Genomic DNA, 16574 nt, shown 5'->3' on the forward strand with positions numbered 1-16574 from the left:
AGGAGTCCGCCATGTCCACGTCCCGGATCGTCACCGCGTCCCGGATGCTCGCCACCCTGACCGCCGCGGCCTGCCTCGCCGCCGGCGTCGCCGCCGCCCCCGCGGCGGCCGACCCCCAGCCCAGGACGCTCGCCCAACTGGCCAAGAAGCACCACAAGTACTTCGGCTCCGCCACCGACAACCCCGAGTTCACCGACGCCGCCTACCTGAAGCTCCTCGGCAGCGAGTTCGGGCAGACCACCCCCGGCAACGCCATGAAGTGGTACGCCACCGAGCCCGAGCGCGGCGTCTTCGACTTCACCGCCGGCGACGAGGTCGTCGCCTTCGCCAAGGCCAACCGGATGAAGGTCCGCGGCCACACCCTCCTCTGGCACCAGCAGCTCCCCGCCTGGCTCACCGAGGGCACCTGGACCGCCGACGAGCTCCGCGCGATTCTCAAGAACCACATCCAGACAGTGGTCCGGCACTACAAGGGCCAGGTGATCCACTGGGACGTCGTCAACGAGGCCTTCAACGAGGACGGTACCTACCGCGAGTCGCTCTTCTACAAGACGCTCGGCCCCGGCTACATCGCCGACGCCCTGCGCTGGGCCCACGAGGCCGACCACCACACCAAGCTGTACCTCAACGACTACAACGTCGACGGCATCGGCCCCAAGAGCGACGCCTACTACACCCTGATCAAGCAGCTGAAGGCCGACGGCGTCCCGGTGGAGGGCTTCGGCATCCAGGGCCATCTGGCACTCCAGTACGGCTTCCCCGCCGACGTCCGGCAGAACATGCAGCGCTTCGCCGACCTCGGGGTCGACGTCGCGGTCACCGAACTCGACATCCGGATGAACCTCCCCGCGACCCCGGAACAGCTCGCCACCCAGGCCACCTGGTACGCCGACTACACCAAGGCCTGTCTGGCGGTCGAGAAGTGCGTCGGCATCACCATCTGGGACTACACGGACAAGTACTCGTGGATCCCCTCCGTCTTCCCCGGTGAGGGCGCGGCGCTGCCCTACGACGAGAACCTGCGGCCCAAGCCCGCGTACCACGCGATCAAGGCGGTGCTGGGCGGATGATCAGGACGGCGATCGTCGGAACCGGCGGGATCGCGGGCATCTGCCACGTTCCCGCCCTCCGGGCCCAGGCGCACCGGGCCGAGATCGTGGCAGCCGTCGACGTGGACGCCGCGCGCGCGGAGGCGTTCGCGGCGGAACACGGCATCCCCGCGGTCCACACCGACCTGCACACGATGCTCGACGAGCAGCGGCCGGACCTCGTGCACCTGTGCACGCCGCCGTTCCTCCACGCCGACCAGGCCGTGGCCTGCCTGGAGTCGGGGGCGTGGGTGTGGTGCGAGAAGCCGGTGGCGCTGTCGCTCGGCGAGATCGACCGGATCCGCGCCGCCGAAGGGACCGCCGTCGCCGGCGCGGTGTTCCAGCACCGGTACGGCTCCGGCGCCCGCTACCTGCGCGAAAGGATCGCGGCCGGGACGCTGGGCCGCCCGCTGGTCGCGCAGTGCGTCACGGCGTGGTACCGCGACGACGCGTACTACGACGTGCCCTGGCGCGGCACCTGGGAGAGCGAGGGAGGCGGCCCGACGCTGGGCCACGGCATTCACCAGATGGACCTGATGCTCGCGGTGCTCGGCGACTGGGCCGAGGTACGCGCGATGGCCGGCCGGCTGGAGCGCGACGTCCAGACCGAGGACGTGTCCACGGCTCTGGTCCGGTTCGAGAACGGAGCCATCGCGACGGTCGTCAACAGCGTCCTCTCCCCGCGCGAGGAGAGCTACCTGCGGTTCGACTTCAGCGAGGCCACGGTCGAGCTGCGCCATCTGTACGGCTACTCCAACGCGGACTGGACGGTCACCACCGGGTCGCCCGGAGTCACCTGGGACCCGCCGGACGACCTGCCGAGCTCGCACACCGCCCAGCTCGACGCCTTCCTGAACGGCTACGAAGTGGGGGCCCGGCCCGACCTCGGGAGATCCACCATGGAACTGGTGACCGCCCTGTACAAGGCCGCGATCACCGGACTGCCGGTCCGGCGCGGGGAGATCGACGCCGCCGACCCGTTCTACGACTCGCTCAACGGGGGGCGCCCGGGGGTGTTCCGATGACCTTCGAACTCCTCGAGAACGAGGACTCGTTGACCGTCCGGACCCGCGGCGTCGACCTCTTCCGGTACGTGCACCGGCCGGTCATGGACCCCTTCGAGGCGCCGAAGCCCTACCTGCATCCGATCCGTACGCTCGCCGGCGACGTGATCACCGGGTACCGGCCGCACGACCACCGCTGGCACAAAGGCGTCCAGATCACGGCGTCGTGGGTCTCGGGGCAGAACTTCTGGGGCGGCGGAACCTTCCTGCGCGGCCAGGGCTACGTGGACCTGCCGAACCTCGGCACGATGCGCAGCCTCGCCGTATCCGCCGGAACCGACCACGACCGCGCCGTCATCACCGAGGACCTGGCCTGGCACACGATGGCCGGAGAGCACTGGATCGACGAGCGCCGCACGCTGACCGCACGCGACGTCGAGCCCGACTCCTGGACCCTTGAGGTCACCACCGCGCTGACCAACGTCCACGACACCGCCCTGCGGTTCGGCAGTCCGGGCACCCAGGGCAGAGAGCTCGCCGGATACTCCGGCCTCTTCTGGCGCGGCCCACGCGACTTCATCGGCGGCGACGTGATCGGCCCAGCGATGGGGGAGCAGGGCGACTGGCTGGCCTTCGTCGGCACGCACGACGAGGTCGACCGTTCGTCCACGCTCCTGTTCCTGGACGATCCGGAAGCCCCCTGCCAGTGGTTCGTCCGCAACGAGCCCATCCCCGCCGTCAACCCCTCCCTGGCGTTCGACAAGGAACTGCCGCTGGCCCCGGGCGACACCCTGTCGCGCCGCTACCGGATCGTCGTCGCCGACGGAGCCTGGACCCCCGCGCGGCTGGCCCGCCACGTAGAGGAACACCCGTGGTGACCCCGTTCCCCGGCGGCGTGGGGATCTCCGGGCTGACCGTGTACGACTGGGAGGCCGCCGACGGGCTGTGCGGCGGCACACCCCACATGCACCTCGTCTGCTCCGAGGCCTACGTCGTCATCGATGGCGCGGGCAGCGTCCAGACCCTCACCGCCTCCGGTTTCGCCGACACCCCGCTGCACCCGGGCGACGTCGTCTGGTTCACCCCGGGCACGATCCACCGCCTCGTCAACGCCGGCGGCCTGCGCCTCGTGGTGCTCATGCAGAACAGCGGACTGCCCGAGGCGGGCGACGCCGTCTTCACCTTCCCCGCCCCGGTCCTCGCCGACCCCCACTCCTACCGGAAGGCGGCCGCCCTGACCGGCGACCATTCCACGGCGGCGCGCCGCCGCCGCGACCTCGCACTGGAGGGGTTCCTCGCCCTGCGCGAAGGTGGGCTCCCGGAGTTCCACACCGCGGCCCTCCGCCTGAAGAGCGAGCTCCTGGACGCCTGGCGGATCCGCTGGCGTGACGGCCCGATGGCCGCGGCCGTCGCGACCGGCCGTCAGCTGGAACGGCTGAAGGCCGGAGACCTCTCGCACCTCGGCCACGGCGAGGTGTCACGCCTTGAGCGCCCGGAGCACCAGGTCTTCGGCATGTGCGGCCGCCTTCACACCTATACCGTCCCCGACCACCCGTCACCTCACCTCCATCCCCTGAAGGAGCTCTTCTGATGCGGTTTCGCCATCCACCCCTGGTCCTGAGTCTCGTACTCGCGGTCCTGTCGTCCTTGCTGCTCGGCGCCTCCCTCCTCAGTGCCCCGCCCGCCGCCGCGGCGACCGTCGACACCAACGCCTCCTACGTACTGGTCAACCGCAACAGCGGCAAGGCCCTCGACGTCTACAACCTGGCGACCGGCGACGGCGCCCGCATCACCCAGTGGACCAGGAACGACCAGAACCAGCAGCAGTGGCAGTTCGTCGACTCCGGCGGTGGCTACTACCGCATCAAGTCCCGCCACTCCGGCAAGGTGCTGGACGTCCACAACAGCTCCACCGCCAACGGCGGCGCGATCGTCCAGTGGACCGACCTGAACGGCCCCAACCAGCAGTGGCGGCTCGCCGACAGCCCCGACGGTCACGTGCGGCTCATCGCGCGCCACAGCGGCAAGGCCCTCGAAGTGCAGGGCGCTTCCACGGCCGACGCCGCGAACATCATCCAGTACGACGACTGGGGCGGTGCCAACCAGCAGTGGCAGCTCGTCAAGGTCGGCGGCGGCACCCCCGGCACGTGTGCCCTTCCGGCGACGTACCGCTGGTCGTCGACGGGCGCGCTGGCACAGCCCAAGGCGGGATGGGCCTCCCTCAAGGACTTCACCGTCGCCCCCTACAACGGCAAGCACCTCGTCTACGCGACGACGCACGGCGCCGCGGGAACGGGAGTGGGCTGGGGTTCGATGAATTTCACCCCCTTCACCAACTGGTCCGACATGGCCTCGGCCGGCCAGAACACCATGTCGAACTCCGTCGTCGCGCCCACGCTCTTCTTCTTCGCGCCGAAGAACATCTGGGTGCTCGCCTACCAGTGGGGCCAGTGGCCCTTCATCTACCGCACGTCGAACGACCCCACCAACCCCAACGGCTGGTCCGCGCCGCAGCCGCTGTTCACCGGCAGCATCACCGGCTCCCCCACCGGCCCGATCGACCAGACCCTGATCGCCGACGACCAGAACATGTACCTGTTCTTCGCCGGTGACAACGGCAGGATCTACCGGGCGAGCATGCCGATCGGGAACTTCCCGGGCAGCTTCGGCTCGTCGTACACGACGGTCATGAGCGACACGGAGGCCAACCTGTTCGAGGCCCCCCAGGTCTACAAGGTCCAGGGCCGACAGCAGTACCTCATGATCGTCGAGGCCAAGGGTGCGAACGGGCGCTACTTCCGCTCGTTCACGGCCACCAGCCTGAACGGCTCATGGACGCCCCAGGCCGCGACCGAGAGCAACCCCTTCGCCGGCAAGGCCAACAGCGGCGCCACCTGGACCGACGACATCAGCCACGGCGAACTGATCCGCACCAGCGCCGATCAGACCTTCACCGTCGATCCCTGCAACCTGCAGTTCCTCTACCAGGGACGCGCCCCCGGCTCCGGCGGCGACTACGGCCAGTGGCCCTACCGGCCGGGTCTGCTGACACTGCGGCGCTGACGACGTGACACCGCTCCGGCTCCGCACCGGGCAACCGGTCGGAGCCGGGCGGCACGGATGCCGCGCGGAGACGCCCCCGAGGAACGCAGCCACACACCGGTCGCGGCCAGGAGGGGCCAGAATGCCTGGGCGCCCGCCTCGTGGGCGGCTGCGGTTCCGTCCTGGCCGACGGGCGATGTCGACAGCCTCGCCGCCGCTGCGTCATCGGCGGGATTCAGTCGGGCGGCCGCCCAGGCAGCCCGACACCTCCTGCCGCCCACGCCTCGTCGCCAGGGGCCGTACTGCCACCGGCTGCTCCGGGGCAGCGTCGCCCGTCGACCGTGCCCGCCCCGGCTCCAAGGACCCTCCGGCGACCCCTGAACCGGAGGCGGGGCGCCCGTCAGACGGGCTGGGTGGCGAAGACGAAGATGCCCTCGGCGGTGCGAACGGTGGCGTACCCGTTCGTCGTGAACTGCGGCATCTCCTCGATCCCGGAGGTCAGCAGCTTCTTGTCGCGGGCGTCGAGCGCGGCTCCGGTGCCGTCCAGGTACGCGTAGAGGACGCCGTTGCCCGGGAGGGCGTTCGGCCTGATCGTCACCTCGTCCTCGGCCTGGCGCCACAGCTCCTTGCCGGTCTCGGTGTTCCAGGCGACCGCGCCCTCGCCGTACTGCACCACGGCGGTCTTGCCGTCCGGGGAGATGGCGAGGCCGTCGTCCTCGATGGTGCCGTTGGTCTCGATGGCCGGCCCCTCGGCGAGCCGGCGGCCGCTCTTGACGTCGACCAGCGTCATGACCTCCTCGGAGTCTCCGTACGAGGACCAACCGAGGAGCACCTTGTCACCCTGGAACGGCATCAGCCGCGCGGTGGTCGCCTTGTCCGCGGTGACGAGCTTGGCGATGGCGGCCGGCGGCGCGAGGTCCTTGGTGCTCCACGCCTTCCTGCCCGTGACGACGTCCTTGGCGGTTATCCACCGGGCGGAGGGCTGGAAGGAGATGTCCTCCTGCGAGAAGTAGCCGGTGCCGGAGCCGACCCTCCTCTCCAGGTCGATGTGCGTGGTCTCGCTGGTCTGCGGCTCTCCGTCACCGATCGGGGTGAACGTGGAGCCTTGGGACAGGCCGGCCTCCTCGAGGTAGCCGTACCGGACCGGGGTGATCATGTGGGTGTCCCCGTCGAAGGAGGAGCTTCCCAGCTTCTCGCCGGACGGGGCGTACATGGTCAGCACGGTCTGGGTCGTGGCCTTCTTCAGGCCGCTCGCCGGGGTGTCGACCCGGTTGCGGACCAGCAGGGCCGGCGAACCGTCCCGCCACTCGGCCACCTGAGCCCGGGCAAACGTCGGCGGGGAGGATCCGTCCTGCTTGGGGACGGTGAACTCGAACTTCTTGCGCAGTTCACCGCTCTTGGCGTCGAGGAGCCGGGCGGTGAAGGTGCTCACGTCCGACTGCCTGTCGTTGGAGTCGGTGACGATGACGGCGTCCCCGACCGTGCATACGTCGAGCCGCCCCGTGTCCGGCTCGTACGCCTTGCTCGCGCAGTTCCCCTCCTCGGCGCTCCAGGCCGGCTTCGCGGCCAGCCCCGGCACCGGCTTGCCCTGGTAGACCGGGCTCTTGGGCGCCGCGGACGCGGACTCCGTGGCCTTCGCCGTCTCCCCGCCGCCGGGCTTGGCCTCGGGGCCCGCGCCTCCGGAGCACCCGGTCACGAGACCCGCGGACAGCACCAGACCGAGCGCCACCGTCGTTCGTTTGCGATTCAAGTTCCTTGCCCGTCTTCCCTCTTGACTGATCAACGGACAACCATACTGCGATCATGCTCCGGCCCTCGCTCACACGGGGCCGGCGTCGGAACGAGCGTCACAGGGGCGGGGTTTACGGGGCGAGGGATAGCTCCGACGGGTGGCGGGGGATCGTTTCCTCCACGGCCATTCGGGTGACGGGCGTCCTGCCGACGTATCCGGGCGGACACACTGGGCCGCCGTAAAGACGTCACCTGAGGGAGCGATTTCATGAAGAACATCCGAAAGGCGCTGGTGGTCGCCGTCGCTGCCGCGGCCCTGTCCACCGTGTTCGCGACGCCGGCTCAGGCGGGGCGCGGGGTCTTCGCGTATCACGTGGACGGGTGGTGGCCGGGATTCGAGCTGAACGACCCCGAGGACGGTCATTGCTACAACATGCAAGGACCGTCCTCCCAGCCGGCCAACAACACCGACCGCCTTGCCGTTCTGTACAGGGGCACGGACTGCAACGACGGTGCGATCGTGGCCTTTTACGAGCCGGGCCAGAGGGGCCCCGATCACTTCGGTTCGGTGAAGTTCCTGGTGAGGTGAAACGACGACCGGCGCTCGCCGCACTCGCCGGCCAGGTGGACTCCAAGGTCTCCGGGCGGGGGAGGCCAGCGCCTGGTGACGCTCTTGGTGACGGCCGGTCGTGCCACGCCACTTTTCTTCGCCGACGAAGTGCCCGCTCGCGGCGCGGTCGAAGGTCCCCCTCGTGATCCACTCGATCAGTGCTGCCTGGTACGTCGCGTGGGGGCCGCCCCAGGCGCGGCCGGGGCGGCTGCCGTACGGCGTGCCCGTCTCCGGGGTGCAGCGGGGGCCGTCGCAGCCGCCGAGGTGAAGGAGGTGGCTGCCGCACTGCACCTGCACCAGCAGCTCGTCGGGCACGGCGAGGCTGTTGTGGATGTCGGTCGAGCCGCTCGGCGCGGCGACGACGTCGTCGAGACCGTGGATGACCAGCGCCGGTGGGCCGGTTCGGCCGGCACCCGGTCGCAGCGTGCGATTGCTCGGGTCTTCTGCTCGTCATGCCGCCCGGCGGGGGTTCGTGTCGCTCTGGACCGGCGTGCATGGCATCTCCTGATGGGGTCGGCGTGGGGGCGTCAGCAGCAGCCTTCGGCGGGTGCCGACGGCCTGCCGGCCGGACTCGGCCGAACGGTCGCCGATCTGCCCGGACGCTCAGGCGACATGGGGAGGCAATGACGCCGGTGACGACCAGCCGTTGTCCTGGGTTGCCCCGCTTCGAGCGCGAGTTGACCCTCCCCTTACGTCAGGCTTGAGGCTGTAGGCCGACGAAAGGGCAGGTGGATGAGCTACTCCGTGGGGCAGGTCTCGGCCTTCGCCGGGGTGACGGTGCGGACACTGCATCACTACGACAAGGCGGGACTGCTTTCGCCCAGTGACCGCAGCCACGCCGGATACCGGCTCTACAGTGAGGCTGACCTGGTCCGTCTCCAGCAGATCCTCTTCTACCGTGAACTCGGCTTCCCCCTCGACGAGATCACCGCGATCCTCAAGGATCCACAGGTGAGCCCTCTGAAGCGGCTCCGGGCCCGGCAGCGGCAGCTGAGTGAGGAGATCGCCAGGCTGCAGCGGCTGGCCGAGGTGGCGGAACGGGCGATAGAGGTCCAGAAGACCGGGGTGTCCCTGACTCCGCGAGAACGCTTCGAGGTCTTCGGCGAGATCACTTTCGACCTGAGTTACGCCACCGAGGCAGAGCTGAAGTGGGCGCACTCGGAGGGACGGCGCGAGGCGATGGCACGCGCGGCCGCCCACACCCAGGAGGATTGGCGCCGGCTCATGGGCGAAGCCGCTGCCTGGCGCGCGGAGCTGCTCGCGGTCTTCGACGAGGGGGAGCCGAGCGGCGGCGCGCGGGCCATGGACCTCGCCGAGGAACACCGCCTGCACATCTCACGCTGGTTCACCACCTGCCCGCCCGACATGCACCGACGCATCGCGGACGACTTCGTCACCGACCCGCGCGCCTTCGCGCTGGTCGTACCGCCCTCGCAGCAACGACCGGGCCTGGCCGCCTATACGTGCGAGGCGGTCCACGCCAATGCGGCCCGCCACGCAGGTATCGGTACCGATCTCGAGGAGGACCAATGAGGATCCTGATCGCCGCGGCCGGATCGCGCGGCGACGTCGCGCCCTACACGGGCCTGGGTGCTGAACTGCGCCGGGCCGGGTACGACGTCGCCCTCGCCGCCACAGACACCTTCGCGCCCCTCGTACGCGACGCAGGGCTGGAGTTCCGGTCTCTGCCCGCCGACACGCGGGTGCGTGACAACGGCACAGGCACACGCGAACTGATGCGGACCGCTTCCGCGTTCATCACCGAACTGGGTCGGGGCTTCGTCGACGCGGTGGGCGATGACACGGACCTGCTCCTGCTGTCGACCACCACGGCCCCGCTCGGCTGGCACCTCACCGAGGCCACGGGCATACCGAGCCTCGGCGTGTACCTCCAGCCCACCGCACCGACCGGCGATTTCCCGCCCGTCGTGACAGGCCCGCGCTCGCTGGGACGTCTCGCCAACCGGGCAACCGGACGCTTCGCACTGCGGATGGCCGACCGCGTCTACGAACAGGCGGTCGCAGAACTGCGCCACCGCCTTGAGCTGCCCCCGGCCTCCCCTGCCGAGATGCGCCGACGCCGGGAACAGGCGAATTGGCCTGTTCTGCACGGCTTCAGTACGGCCCTGGTGCCCCGCCCCTCCGACTGGCGCTCCGGCCTGGAGGTCGTAGGCAACTGGTGGCCCCATCACGATGCGACCGAACGGCTGCCTTCTGAACTTGAGGACTTCCTGTGTGCCGGACCCCGGCCCGTCCTCATCGGCTTCGGGAGCATGGCGTCCGGCGACGGGGAACGGCTGAGCGAGATCGCTGTGCGAGCCCTGCGCCGCGCCGGGCTGCGGGGGATCCTCCAAGCCGGCAGCGCCGGGCTCGCCGCCGAAGGGGACGACGTGCTCACCATCGGGGACGTGCCGCACGCCCTGCTGTTTCCACGGCTGGCTGCGGTGGTCCACCATGGCGGAGCCGGCACATCGGCCGCCGCGCTGCGCGCCGGAGTGCCTGCGGTCACCGTGCCGGTGACCGCGGACCAGCCGTTCTGGGCGGGACGACTCGCCGCCCTCGGCGCCGCCACCGACCCGATCCCCTTCCGGTCCCTCACCGTCGAACGGCTTGCCGACTCGCTTGAGCAAGTGGTGAAGCAGCAGGCGCACAGCCGAGCCGCCGCAAGAGCGGCGAAACATCTCGTGACCGAGAACGGAGCAGGCCAGACGCTCAAGACCATCCAGCAGCTGGCCGATGGCTGACGCCAGTCCGTTCCGATGGAGCCAATTGACACCCAAGGGCTGTCCGTAACTGATCTTTGGCACGAGTGGTCGGCTGAGATCGGATCCTGGGTCCCGCCCTTTGGAAGGGGCGCCGACCTCGGTTCACCCCTGTGACCGCACGACACAGCAGCGGATGGCAGGGGCCGTCCTTCCGGCAACGTGTGGATCCACCCGCCTGGGGAGATGAGCAGGGCCCCTGTTATCGTGCGCCGATGTCAACGATCAAGCAGTTCCAAGTGACCTTCGACTGCGCGGAACCTGCGCGCCTCGCCGCCTTCTGGTGCGAGGTGCTGGGGTACGTCGTACCGGCAGTCCCGGAGGGCTTTGCCACGTGGGAGGAGTACCACCACTCGCTGCCGCCAGAGGACGAGGTCTACTTCGCGTGCACTGATCCCTCGGGTGCGGGCCCGCGCGTGCTCTTCCAGCGAGTTCCCGAAGGCAAGGTCGTCAAGAACCGGGTGCATCTTGATGTGCGGGTCGGCACAGGGCTCGTGGGTGACGAGCGCCTGGCCACACTCGAGGCCGAATGCGCACGGCTGATGGCGCTCGGCGCGAAACACGTGCTGACGCAGCGCGCCGATGGCGTCAACGAGTCGTGCATCACGATGCAGGACATCGAGGGCAACGAGTTCTGCCTCGCCTGATTCTCCTCCGAGACCGCGAGGGGGGAGCCGTCTCCCGGGAACCTCTCAGGTCTCGTATGCGGCAGAAGCTGTCCCGTGAGAGCGAGGTTGTGCAGTCGGGCGATGCCGTGCCCACGGCGGCCTTCGCGCCGGACTCCCCCCCTGCCCGGCAGTCGTTGCGATTGCCGGGCAAAGGCTCACCGACCACAACGACCAGGCGGGTATCCGCGTCAATGACGACTTGGCGGTTGGTGGCGTACCGGTAGTTCCTTGACTGTTGAGCGATGCTGTGGTCCCGGGTAGGCACCAGGGTGCCGTCGACCACCAGCACGGTGTCCTTGGCGAACCGGCGCCGAGGCTGGAATGCGATGAGCGGGCCGAGCCGGCCTGCAGGACGATGTGCAGGCTACCGAGGGTCGCAACCGGCTGACGCCGTGTCCGGCGGTCTGACTGGTCATCCATACGCGCGGCCGGCATGAGGGGAACACGGGTGGTCTGACGTGACGAGATCGCCGTCCTGCGGCGGCTCAGTGTGCCGGCACTTCGGCGAGCCGCCCGTACTCGATCCCCTCGTGGGCGCGCTCTCGGGGCAGGAGTTCGCCGTCCGGCACGCCCGCTCCCGGCAGCGCTCCTGCACGCGGAACTGTGATCAACATACACTTCTGCTGCTCGACAGCCTCTGGGTTGTCGGCGGAGAAGGACACACGGGGGTGTGATGGAACTGCGGGACATCGAGATCTTTCTGGTCCTGGCCGAGGAATTGCACTTCGGTCGGAGCGCCGAGCGGCTCCGGGTCTCCCAGGCACGGGTCAGCCAGGCCGTCCGAAAGCAGGAACGGCGGATCGGCGCCGCGCTGTTCGAGCGCACCAGCCGCACCGTGCGCCTGACCAGCGTCGGACGCCAGCTGCGCGACGACCTGCAGCCGGTCTACGCGGGCCTGCACGAGTCCCTGGAACGCGCCCGGTTGGCCGCCCGCGGGGTCACCGGCAGGCTCCGGGTCGGCATGATGCCGTTCAACGTCGTCGACCTGCACCACTACTGGAGGGCCTTCCGCTCACGGTATCCGCAGTGGGAGCTGGAGATTCGCCAGCTGGAGTACGTCGAACCGTTCGGCCGCCTCCGTGACAACGACATGGACGTCCTTGTGGCCTGGCTGCCCGTGGAGGAACCGGACCTCACAGTCGGTCCGATCCTGTGCACGGACCCCCGAGTCCTCGCCGTGGCCACTGACCATGAGCTCGCGGAGCGAACGTCGGTGCGACTGGAGATGTTCGCCGACTTCCAGCACGCCATGGCACCCGCATTTCCGGATTACTGGGAGGACAGCTACCTGCCCTTCCAGACTTTCCAGGGCCGGCCGATCGAGCGCGGGCGACGCCCCGTCACCAACGCGGAGGAGCTCATCAATCAGGTCGGCATGAGTGAACGTCCTGCGCACCGCGGCGGGCTGGGAGCTGTTCCGGGGGGCTCTGCACGCCCACCACGGCGCCGAGGACGACGCGCTGTGGCCCTCCCTGTGCCAGGCCCTGGACGGCCGCCCCTTCCCCCTGGCACGGCTGGAGGTGCTCGAGGCCGAGCGCGCCGCGCTCGCTCTGCTGCTCGTGGCGATCGACCGGACGCTGGCCGACCCCGATGCCGCGCTCGACCTGTTCGGTGAGCTCACCGGCTCGCTGGTCACCGGTCTACGCGGACACCTCCGCCACGAGGAGGAAGCCATCCTCCCTCTGGTCCAGACCATCCTTGGCGAGGAGCAGTGGGAACACTTCGGGAGCGTCCACGCCCGGCGCATCGAGGCCGACGTGGCACGGATCCTGCCATGGCTTCTCGACGGCGTCGCCGAGCGGACCGCGGCCGTCATTCTGAGGCAGCTCCTGCCCGAGTCCGCGCACCACACGTACGCGCACCTGTGGCGGCCCGCCTACGCGGTGCTCGACCGATGGGGTGGTCGAGGCGCTCTGACCGTCACCGGCCGGCCCTAAGTCCTGTCTCCGTCGAGAGTTCTCCGCTGTTCTCGGCGAGGTCTCCGACGAGACACCGCGCGCACTGCGCGGTTTCGAAGCAAGTCCCCATTCCATCGAACGAGATGAAACGTCTCGTTTCTCAAGACGGGAACGTCATGAAGGTTCTGCTCACCGGTGCCACCGGCTACATCGGCTCCGCCGTCACCGACCATCTCGCCGCGGCCGGCCACCAGGTTGTCGCGCTCACGCGTGGCGCCGAGCAGCAGCCCGGCCGGGGCTGGCACGCCCAGCTGGTCGGCGACACCGCCGACCCGGCCTCGCTGGCCGGTGCGGTGACCCCCGACATCGAGGCGGTGATCCACCTGGCTCCCCCGAGCGGTGACGCCGCCGTCGACACCGCCGTCATCGAGGCGCTCGCCGCTCCGCTGCGCGGCACCGGCCGGCCCTTCGTCTACACCAGCGGCGTCTGGGTGCTGGGCGCCACCGGTGGGGCCCAGGAGGTCGACGAGCAGGCCACGGTCAACCCGATCGACATCGTCGGCTACCGCCCCCGGATCGAGGAGCGGGTGCTGGCCGAGGCCGCCGAGGGCGTGCGCGCGGTCGTGGTCCGGCCCGGCATCGTGTACGGCCGCGGCGGCGGCATCCCCGCCATCCTCGTCGACCGGGCCCGCCTGCAGGGGGCGCCCGAGTACTACGGCGATCAGGGGGTGCGCTGGCCGACCGTGCACGTGGACGACCTGGCCGAGCTGTTCGTGGCCGCCGTTGAGCGGGCCCAGGCCGGCACCCTCTGGCACGGCGTCGGCGAGCCCGCCGTCGCGGTCCGTGACCTCGCCCGGGCCGCGGGCCGCGCGGCCGGAGTGCTCGCCGCCCCGCACGCGGTGCCGGTGGAGCAGGCCGCCGAGGTCTTCGGCCCGCTCTTCGCCGAAGCGCTCGCCCTCGACCAGAGCGTCAGTGGCGCCGCCGCCCGTACCGCCCTCGGCTGGCAGCCCAGCCGGCCGCGCGCGGTGGCCGATCTGGAGTCGGGCTCGTACCGGCCGGTCGAGGTGTTCGGCGCCCCGGACGGCCCGGGGACCGACGCCGAGGTGGCCGCGATCCGCCGCCTCGTGGCCGAGGTCGAGCACGCCCAGCAGAACGAGCTGGTCGACCGGTTCCTGAGCGTCTTCCGCCGGCAGGACCCGGTGTGGACCACCGGCCACGGCAAGCGGCTGTCGGGCTTCGAGGAGATCGCGAGCTTCACCCGGAAGGTGCTCCCTGGTGCGGCGGCCGAGTCCACCGCCGTCTACGACGTCGAGCGCGTGCTGTTCCTGCGGCCCGACGTCGCCGCGGTGAACGTCCGCCAGCAGCCCGTCCAGCACGACGGCACCCGGATCACCGACCGTCCTGAGGGCCGCCCCTTCTACCTCCTGGTCAAGGAAGACGGCACCTGGCGCATCGGCGCCGCCCAGAACACCATCGTGGCCGACTGACGGCCCTGCACGGTTTGTCATACAAGATTCTCGCTCGAAGCAGCAAGGGAGAACACTCCATGACGACCCAGCCGATGTCCGATGAGGAACTCGCCCGACAGCCCGCCGCGTACTGGACCGGTGTCGCCTACGAGGCGCTGATCGCGTTCACCCGCGCCCGGCAGCTCGAGAAGGGCTACACCCAGCCCCAGTTCTGGCTGCTGCGCAACCTGTCGGTGAACGACATCTCGCCCGATGGCGAGGGGATGACCGTGGCCGAGCTGCGGGAGGCGATGAAGTCGTACATCCGGCCCGAGGACGACCTGGCGGCAGAATCCGCGGCGCTCGAGGAACGCGGATGGCTGAGGCGGGACGCCGAGGGCCGGTTGTGGCTCACGGGGGAGGGGGAACAGGCCCGGGTGGACCTTGCACGCGATGCGCCCGCGATCCGCGCCGCCCTCCATGAGGGCATCGACGACGCGGACTACGTCGTCGCGCTGAAGGTGCTCGGTCAGCTGATCCGCAACGCGGGCGCGACGGCCCCCTGACAGGCCGCCGGGCCTGGACGCCCCCCTTTGGCGAGTCGGCACGGGGCGCGGTCGGTCAGCCCGGCCCACCCGGCCGGAGCTGATCGGCCTGGGCCCGCTCGGCCCGCGCGGCTCGACCGTGCCTACGGCGTCCGCGTGGTCCGCACTCCTGGCCGGTACGCCATCGGCCGTGGCCCTGTGGCGACAGCGGGGTCGCGCATTCTTCCCCGCGTAGGGGGTAGCGGCATGTCCCGGCCCCTCGCCGGGCCCACGGCCGCATCCGAGGAGGTAGCTCCATGAACCGGGTCGAAGGCCGTCCAGCGGACGCCCGCACAGCGGCGACGGGCCGGCCCCTGCGGTTGGCTGCCTCCGCGACGAGCGCGGCGGGCGGTCAGTCGGCGCAGGATCTCCCTCCGGACCACACGCAGGCCATCCTGGAGGTCACGAAGGCGATCGCCGCCGTCCTCAAGGCCTCGGACTACCCCTTCGCCCTGGTCGGCAGCGTCGCCGCGCACGCGTACGGCATCCCGGTCCGGCTGCAGCACGACACGGACTTCGCCGTGCGCCGGGAGGACGCCGACAAGATCACTGACCTGCTCCGCGAACACGGCGTCGAGATCGTCGACCCGCCGGAGGACTGGCTGGTGAAGGGCCGCAGGTCAGGGGAGCACATCGACCTGATCTTCGCCCTGGCGGGCCGGCCCGTCACCAGCGAGCTGCTGGCACGGGCCCGGACCTTGCCCGTGGACTCCGTGCACATGCCGGTCATCGACCCGACCGACCTCATGATCGGGCGCCTGGGCGCGCTCTCCGAGCACCACTGCGACTACGGGAAACTCCTCCCGCTCGCCAGAGGGCTGCGGGAGCGCGTCGACTGGGACCGTGTACGCGTGGAGACCGGTGATCTGCCCATGGCCGCCGCCTTCCTGTACCTGCTTGGTCTCCTCGACGTCATCCAGCCGACGACCGCCCCGGACGAGTCCCTGGGCAAGTCCCCGGACAAGCCCTGAGGCCCACGGTCAGGGGTGGCGGTCCGCCCCGGCCGGCGGCAGGTGGTCGAGCGGCAGGTGGTAGAGGGCGAAGGCCTTGCGGATGACGGGCTGGGCCACGTTGCGGACGCGTACGCCGCCGGCCGTCATGCCGTGTTCCGTGCCGAGATGGGCGTGGCCGTGGACCGCGAGGTCGGCGCCCGACTCGTCGATGGCCTCCGCGAGGAGATAGCTCCCCAGGAAGGGATAGATCTCCACCGGTTCACCCGCGAGCGTGTCGGGCACGGGGGAGAAGTGGGTGAGCGCGATCCTGGTCCCGCAGCCGCCGGTGGCCAGGCCGGTCAGGGCTTGCCGCAGGCCCTCGGCGCTCCGGCGTGAGGCGCGGACGAACTCCTTCATCTCCCGTTCGCCGAACTCTCCGGCGCTGCGGCCCGCGAAACCGCCGCAGAAGCCCTTCGTCCCGGCGATGCCGATGGTTCCGCCGTTCACCGGAAGGATCACGCTCTCGCCCTCCAGGACGGTGACCCCGGAGTCGGTGAGGACGCGCGCCACGTCCGATTCCTGCTCGGATTGGTAGTCGTGGTTGCCCAGTACGGCGACGACGGGCACGCCCAGGTCGCGTACCTCCTCCGCGACCACCTCCGCCTCGACCACCGTGCCGTGGCGGGTGAGGTCCCCGGCGAGGAGGAGGACGTCCGCGCAGTCCGGCAGGGTCGTGAAGGCGGTGCGCAGCAGGCCCGCGCAGTCCGGGCCGAGGTGGATGTCGCCGACCGCCGCCACCCGGACGTG

The 16574-nt window shown here is 70.3% G+C and carries 17 protein-coding genes and 2 pseudogenes; 15 read left to right on the forward strand and 4 right to left on the reverse strand.

All coding sequences use genetic code 11. From position 1 onward, the window contains the following. Nucleotides 1–11: 11 nt before the first annotated feature. Genes N5875_RS36425 through N5875_RS36445 form a run of 5 tightly spaced genes read left to right on the forward strand, consistent with a single transcriptional unit; the run spans nucleotide 12 to nucleotide 5155 of the window. On the forward strand, nucleotides 12–1070 hold the full coding sequence (locus N5875_RS36425) for an endo-1,4-beta-xylanase (protein ID WP_338498617.1): 1059 nt from the start codon (nucleotides 12–14) through the stop codon (nucleotides 1068–1070). Beyond that, a complete protein-coding gene (locus N5875_RS36430; protein WP_318211711.1) occupies nucleotides 1067–2113 on the forward strand; it encodes a Gfo/Idh/MocA family oxidoreductase in 1047 nt (348 codons plus the stop codon). Before N5875_RS36425 ends, N5875_RS36430 begins: the two co-directional genes overlap by 4 nt. Next, nucleotides 2110–2970, forward strand: coding sequence for a PmoA family protein (locus tag N5875_RS36435; protein ID WP_338498619.1), 861 nt, complete (start codon nucleotides 2110–2112; stop codon nucleotides 2968–2970). Before N5875_RS36430 ends, N5875_RS36435 begins: the two co-directional genes overlap by 4 nt. Beyond that, nucleotides 2967–3683, forward strand: a complete 717-nt coding sequence (locus N5875_RS36440) for a cupin domain-containing protein (RefSeq protein WP_318211859.1) — start codon at nucleotides 2967–2969, stop codon at nucleotides 3681–3683. The genes N5875_RS36435 and N5875_RS36440 overlap by 4 nt, the downstream gene beginning before the upstream one ends. After that, nucleotides 3683–5155: a non-reducing end alpha-L-arabinofuranosidase family hydrolase gene (locus N5875_RS36445; protein ID WP_338498622.1), complete on the forward strand. Its 1473-nt coding sequence runs from the start codon at nucleotides 3683–3685 to the stop codon at nucleotides 5153–5155. The genes N5875_RS36440 and N5875_RS36445 overlap by 1 nt, the downstream gene beginning before the upstream one ends. 379 nt (nucleotides 5156–5534) lie before the next feature. Here the strand turns inward: N5875_RS36445 and N5875_RS36450 are convergent, their stop codons facing one another. Then, nucleotides 5535–6884: a PQQ-binding-like beta-propeller repeat protein gene (locus tag N5875_RS36450; protein WP_338498624.1), complete on the reverse strand. Its 1350-nt coding sequence runs from the start codon at nucleotides 6882–6884 to the stop codon at nucleotides 5535–5537. Nucleotides 6885–7133: 249 nt separating this feature from the next. On the opposite strand from N5875_RS36450, the gene N5875_RS36455 reads away from it, so the two are divergent. From N5875_RS36455 to N5875_RS36475, 5 genes are all read left to right on the forward strand, one after another. Further along, the gene (locus N5875_RS36455; protein WP_338498626.1) at nucleotides 7134–7454 is read left to right on the forward strand and encodes a hypothetical protein; all 321 of its coding nucleotides are present in this window, start codon (nucleotides 7134–7136) and stop codon (nucleotides 7452–7454) included. A 294-nt stretch (nucleotides 7455–7748) separates the two neighbouring features. Further along, nucleotides 7749–8102 (forward strand): hypothetical protein, encoded by a 354-nt coding sequence (locus N5875_RS36460; RefSeq protein WP_318211716.1) that lies wholly within the window; start codon nucleotides 7749–7751, stop codon nucleotides 8100–8102. A gap of 105 nt (nucleotides 8103–8207) precedes the next feature. Then, complete coding sequence (locus tag N5875_RS36465) at nucleotides 8208–9008, forward strand: MerR family transcriptional regulator (RefSeq protein ID WP_318211717.1); 801 nt, start codon at nucleotides 8208–8210, stop codon at nucleotides 9006–9008. Beyond that, nucleotides 9005–10219 carry a glycosyltransferase gene (locus N5875_RS36470; protein ID WP_338498629.1) on the forward strand — a complete coding sequence of 405 codons (1215 nt, stop codon included), beginning with the start codon at nucleotides 9005–9007 and terminating at the stop codon, nucleotides 10217–10219. The genes N5875_RS36465 and N5875_RS36470 overlap by 4 nt, the downstream gene beginning before the upstream one ends. Before the next feature lie 233 nt (nucleotides 10220–10452). Further along, entirely contained in the window at nucleotides 10453–10884 is a 432-nt protein-coding gene (locus N5875_RS36475; RefSeq protein WP_318211719.1) for a VOC family protein, read from the forward strand. A gap of 109 nt (nucleotides 10885–10993) precedes the next feature. On the opposite strand, the pseudogene N5875_RS36480 reads toward N5875_RS36475, so the two are convergent. Together N5875_RS36480 and N5875_RS36485 are read right to left on the reverse strand one after the other, a co-directional pair. Further along, nucleotides 10994–11245: pseudogene (locus tag N5875_RS36480) on the reverse strand (transposase); the annotation flags it as partial. Nucleotides 11246–11390: 145 nt separating this feature from the next. Further along, the gene (locus N5875_RS36485; RefSeq protein WP_318211720.1) at nucleotides 11391–11519 is read right to left on the reverse strand and encodes a hypothetical protein; all 129 of its coding nucleotides are present in this window, start codon (nucleotides 11517–11519) and stop codon (nucleotides 11391–11393) included. A 59-nt stretch (nucleotides 11520–11578) separates the two neighbouring features. On the opposite strand from N5875_RS36485, the pseudogene N5875_RS36490 reads away from it, so the two are divergent. From N5875_RS36490 to N5875_RS36510, 5 genes and pseudogenes are all read left to right on the forward strand, one after another. Then, nucleotides 11579–12289: pseudogene (locus tag N5875_RS36490) on the forward strand (LysR family transcriptional regulator); the annotation flags it as partial. Then, on the forward strand, nucleotides 12285–12842 hold the full coding sequence (locus N5875_RS36495) for a hemerythrin domain-containing protein (protein WP_338498631.1): 558 nt from the start codon (nucleotides 12285–12287) through the stop codon (nucleotides 12840–12842). The pseudogene N5875_RS36490 and the gene N5875_RS36495, both read left to right, overlap by 5 nt. A 137-nt stretch (nucleotides 12843–12979) precedes the next feature. Continuing rightward, entirely contained in the window at nucleotides 12980–14290 is a 1311-nt protein-coding gene (locus tag N5875_RS36500) for an SgcJ/EcaC family oxidoreductase (protein ID WP_338498634.1), read from the forward strand. Nucleotides 14291–14349: 59 nt separating this feature from the next. Continuing rightward, nucleotides 14350–14817: a MarR family transcriptional regulator gene (locus N5875_RS36505; protein WP_338498637.1), complete on the forward strand. Its 468-nt coding sequence runs from the start codon at nucleotides 14350–14352 to the stop codon at nucleotides 14815–14817. 275 nt (nucleotides 14818–15092) lie between these two features. Continuing rightward, nucleotides 15093–15806 carry a nucleotidyltransferase family protein gene (locus tag N5875_RS36510; protein ID WP_338498639.1) on the forward strand — a complete coding sequence of 238 codons (714 nt, stop codon included), beginning with the start codon at nucleotides 15093–15095 and terminating at the stop codon, nucleotides 15804–15806. 9 nt (nucleotides 15807–15815) lie between these two features. Here N5875_RS36510 and N5875_RS36515 read toward each other — a convergent pair whose 3' ends face one another. After that, a complete protein-coding gene (locus tag N5875_RS36515; protein ID WP_338499371.1) occupies nucleotides 15816–16565 on the reverse strand; it encodes a metallophosphoesterase in 750 nt (249 codons plus the stop codon). Nucleotides 16566–16574: the final 9 nt, after the last annotated feature.

It is taken from the genome of Streptomyces sp. SJL17-4 (assembly GCF_036826855.1).
GTDB lineage: Bacteria > Actinomycetota > Actinomycetes > Streptomycetales > Streptomycetaceae > Streptomyces.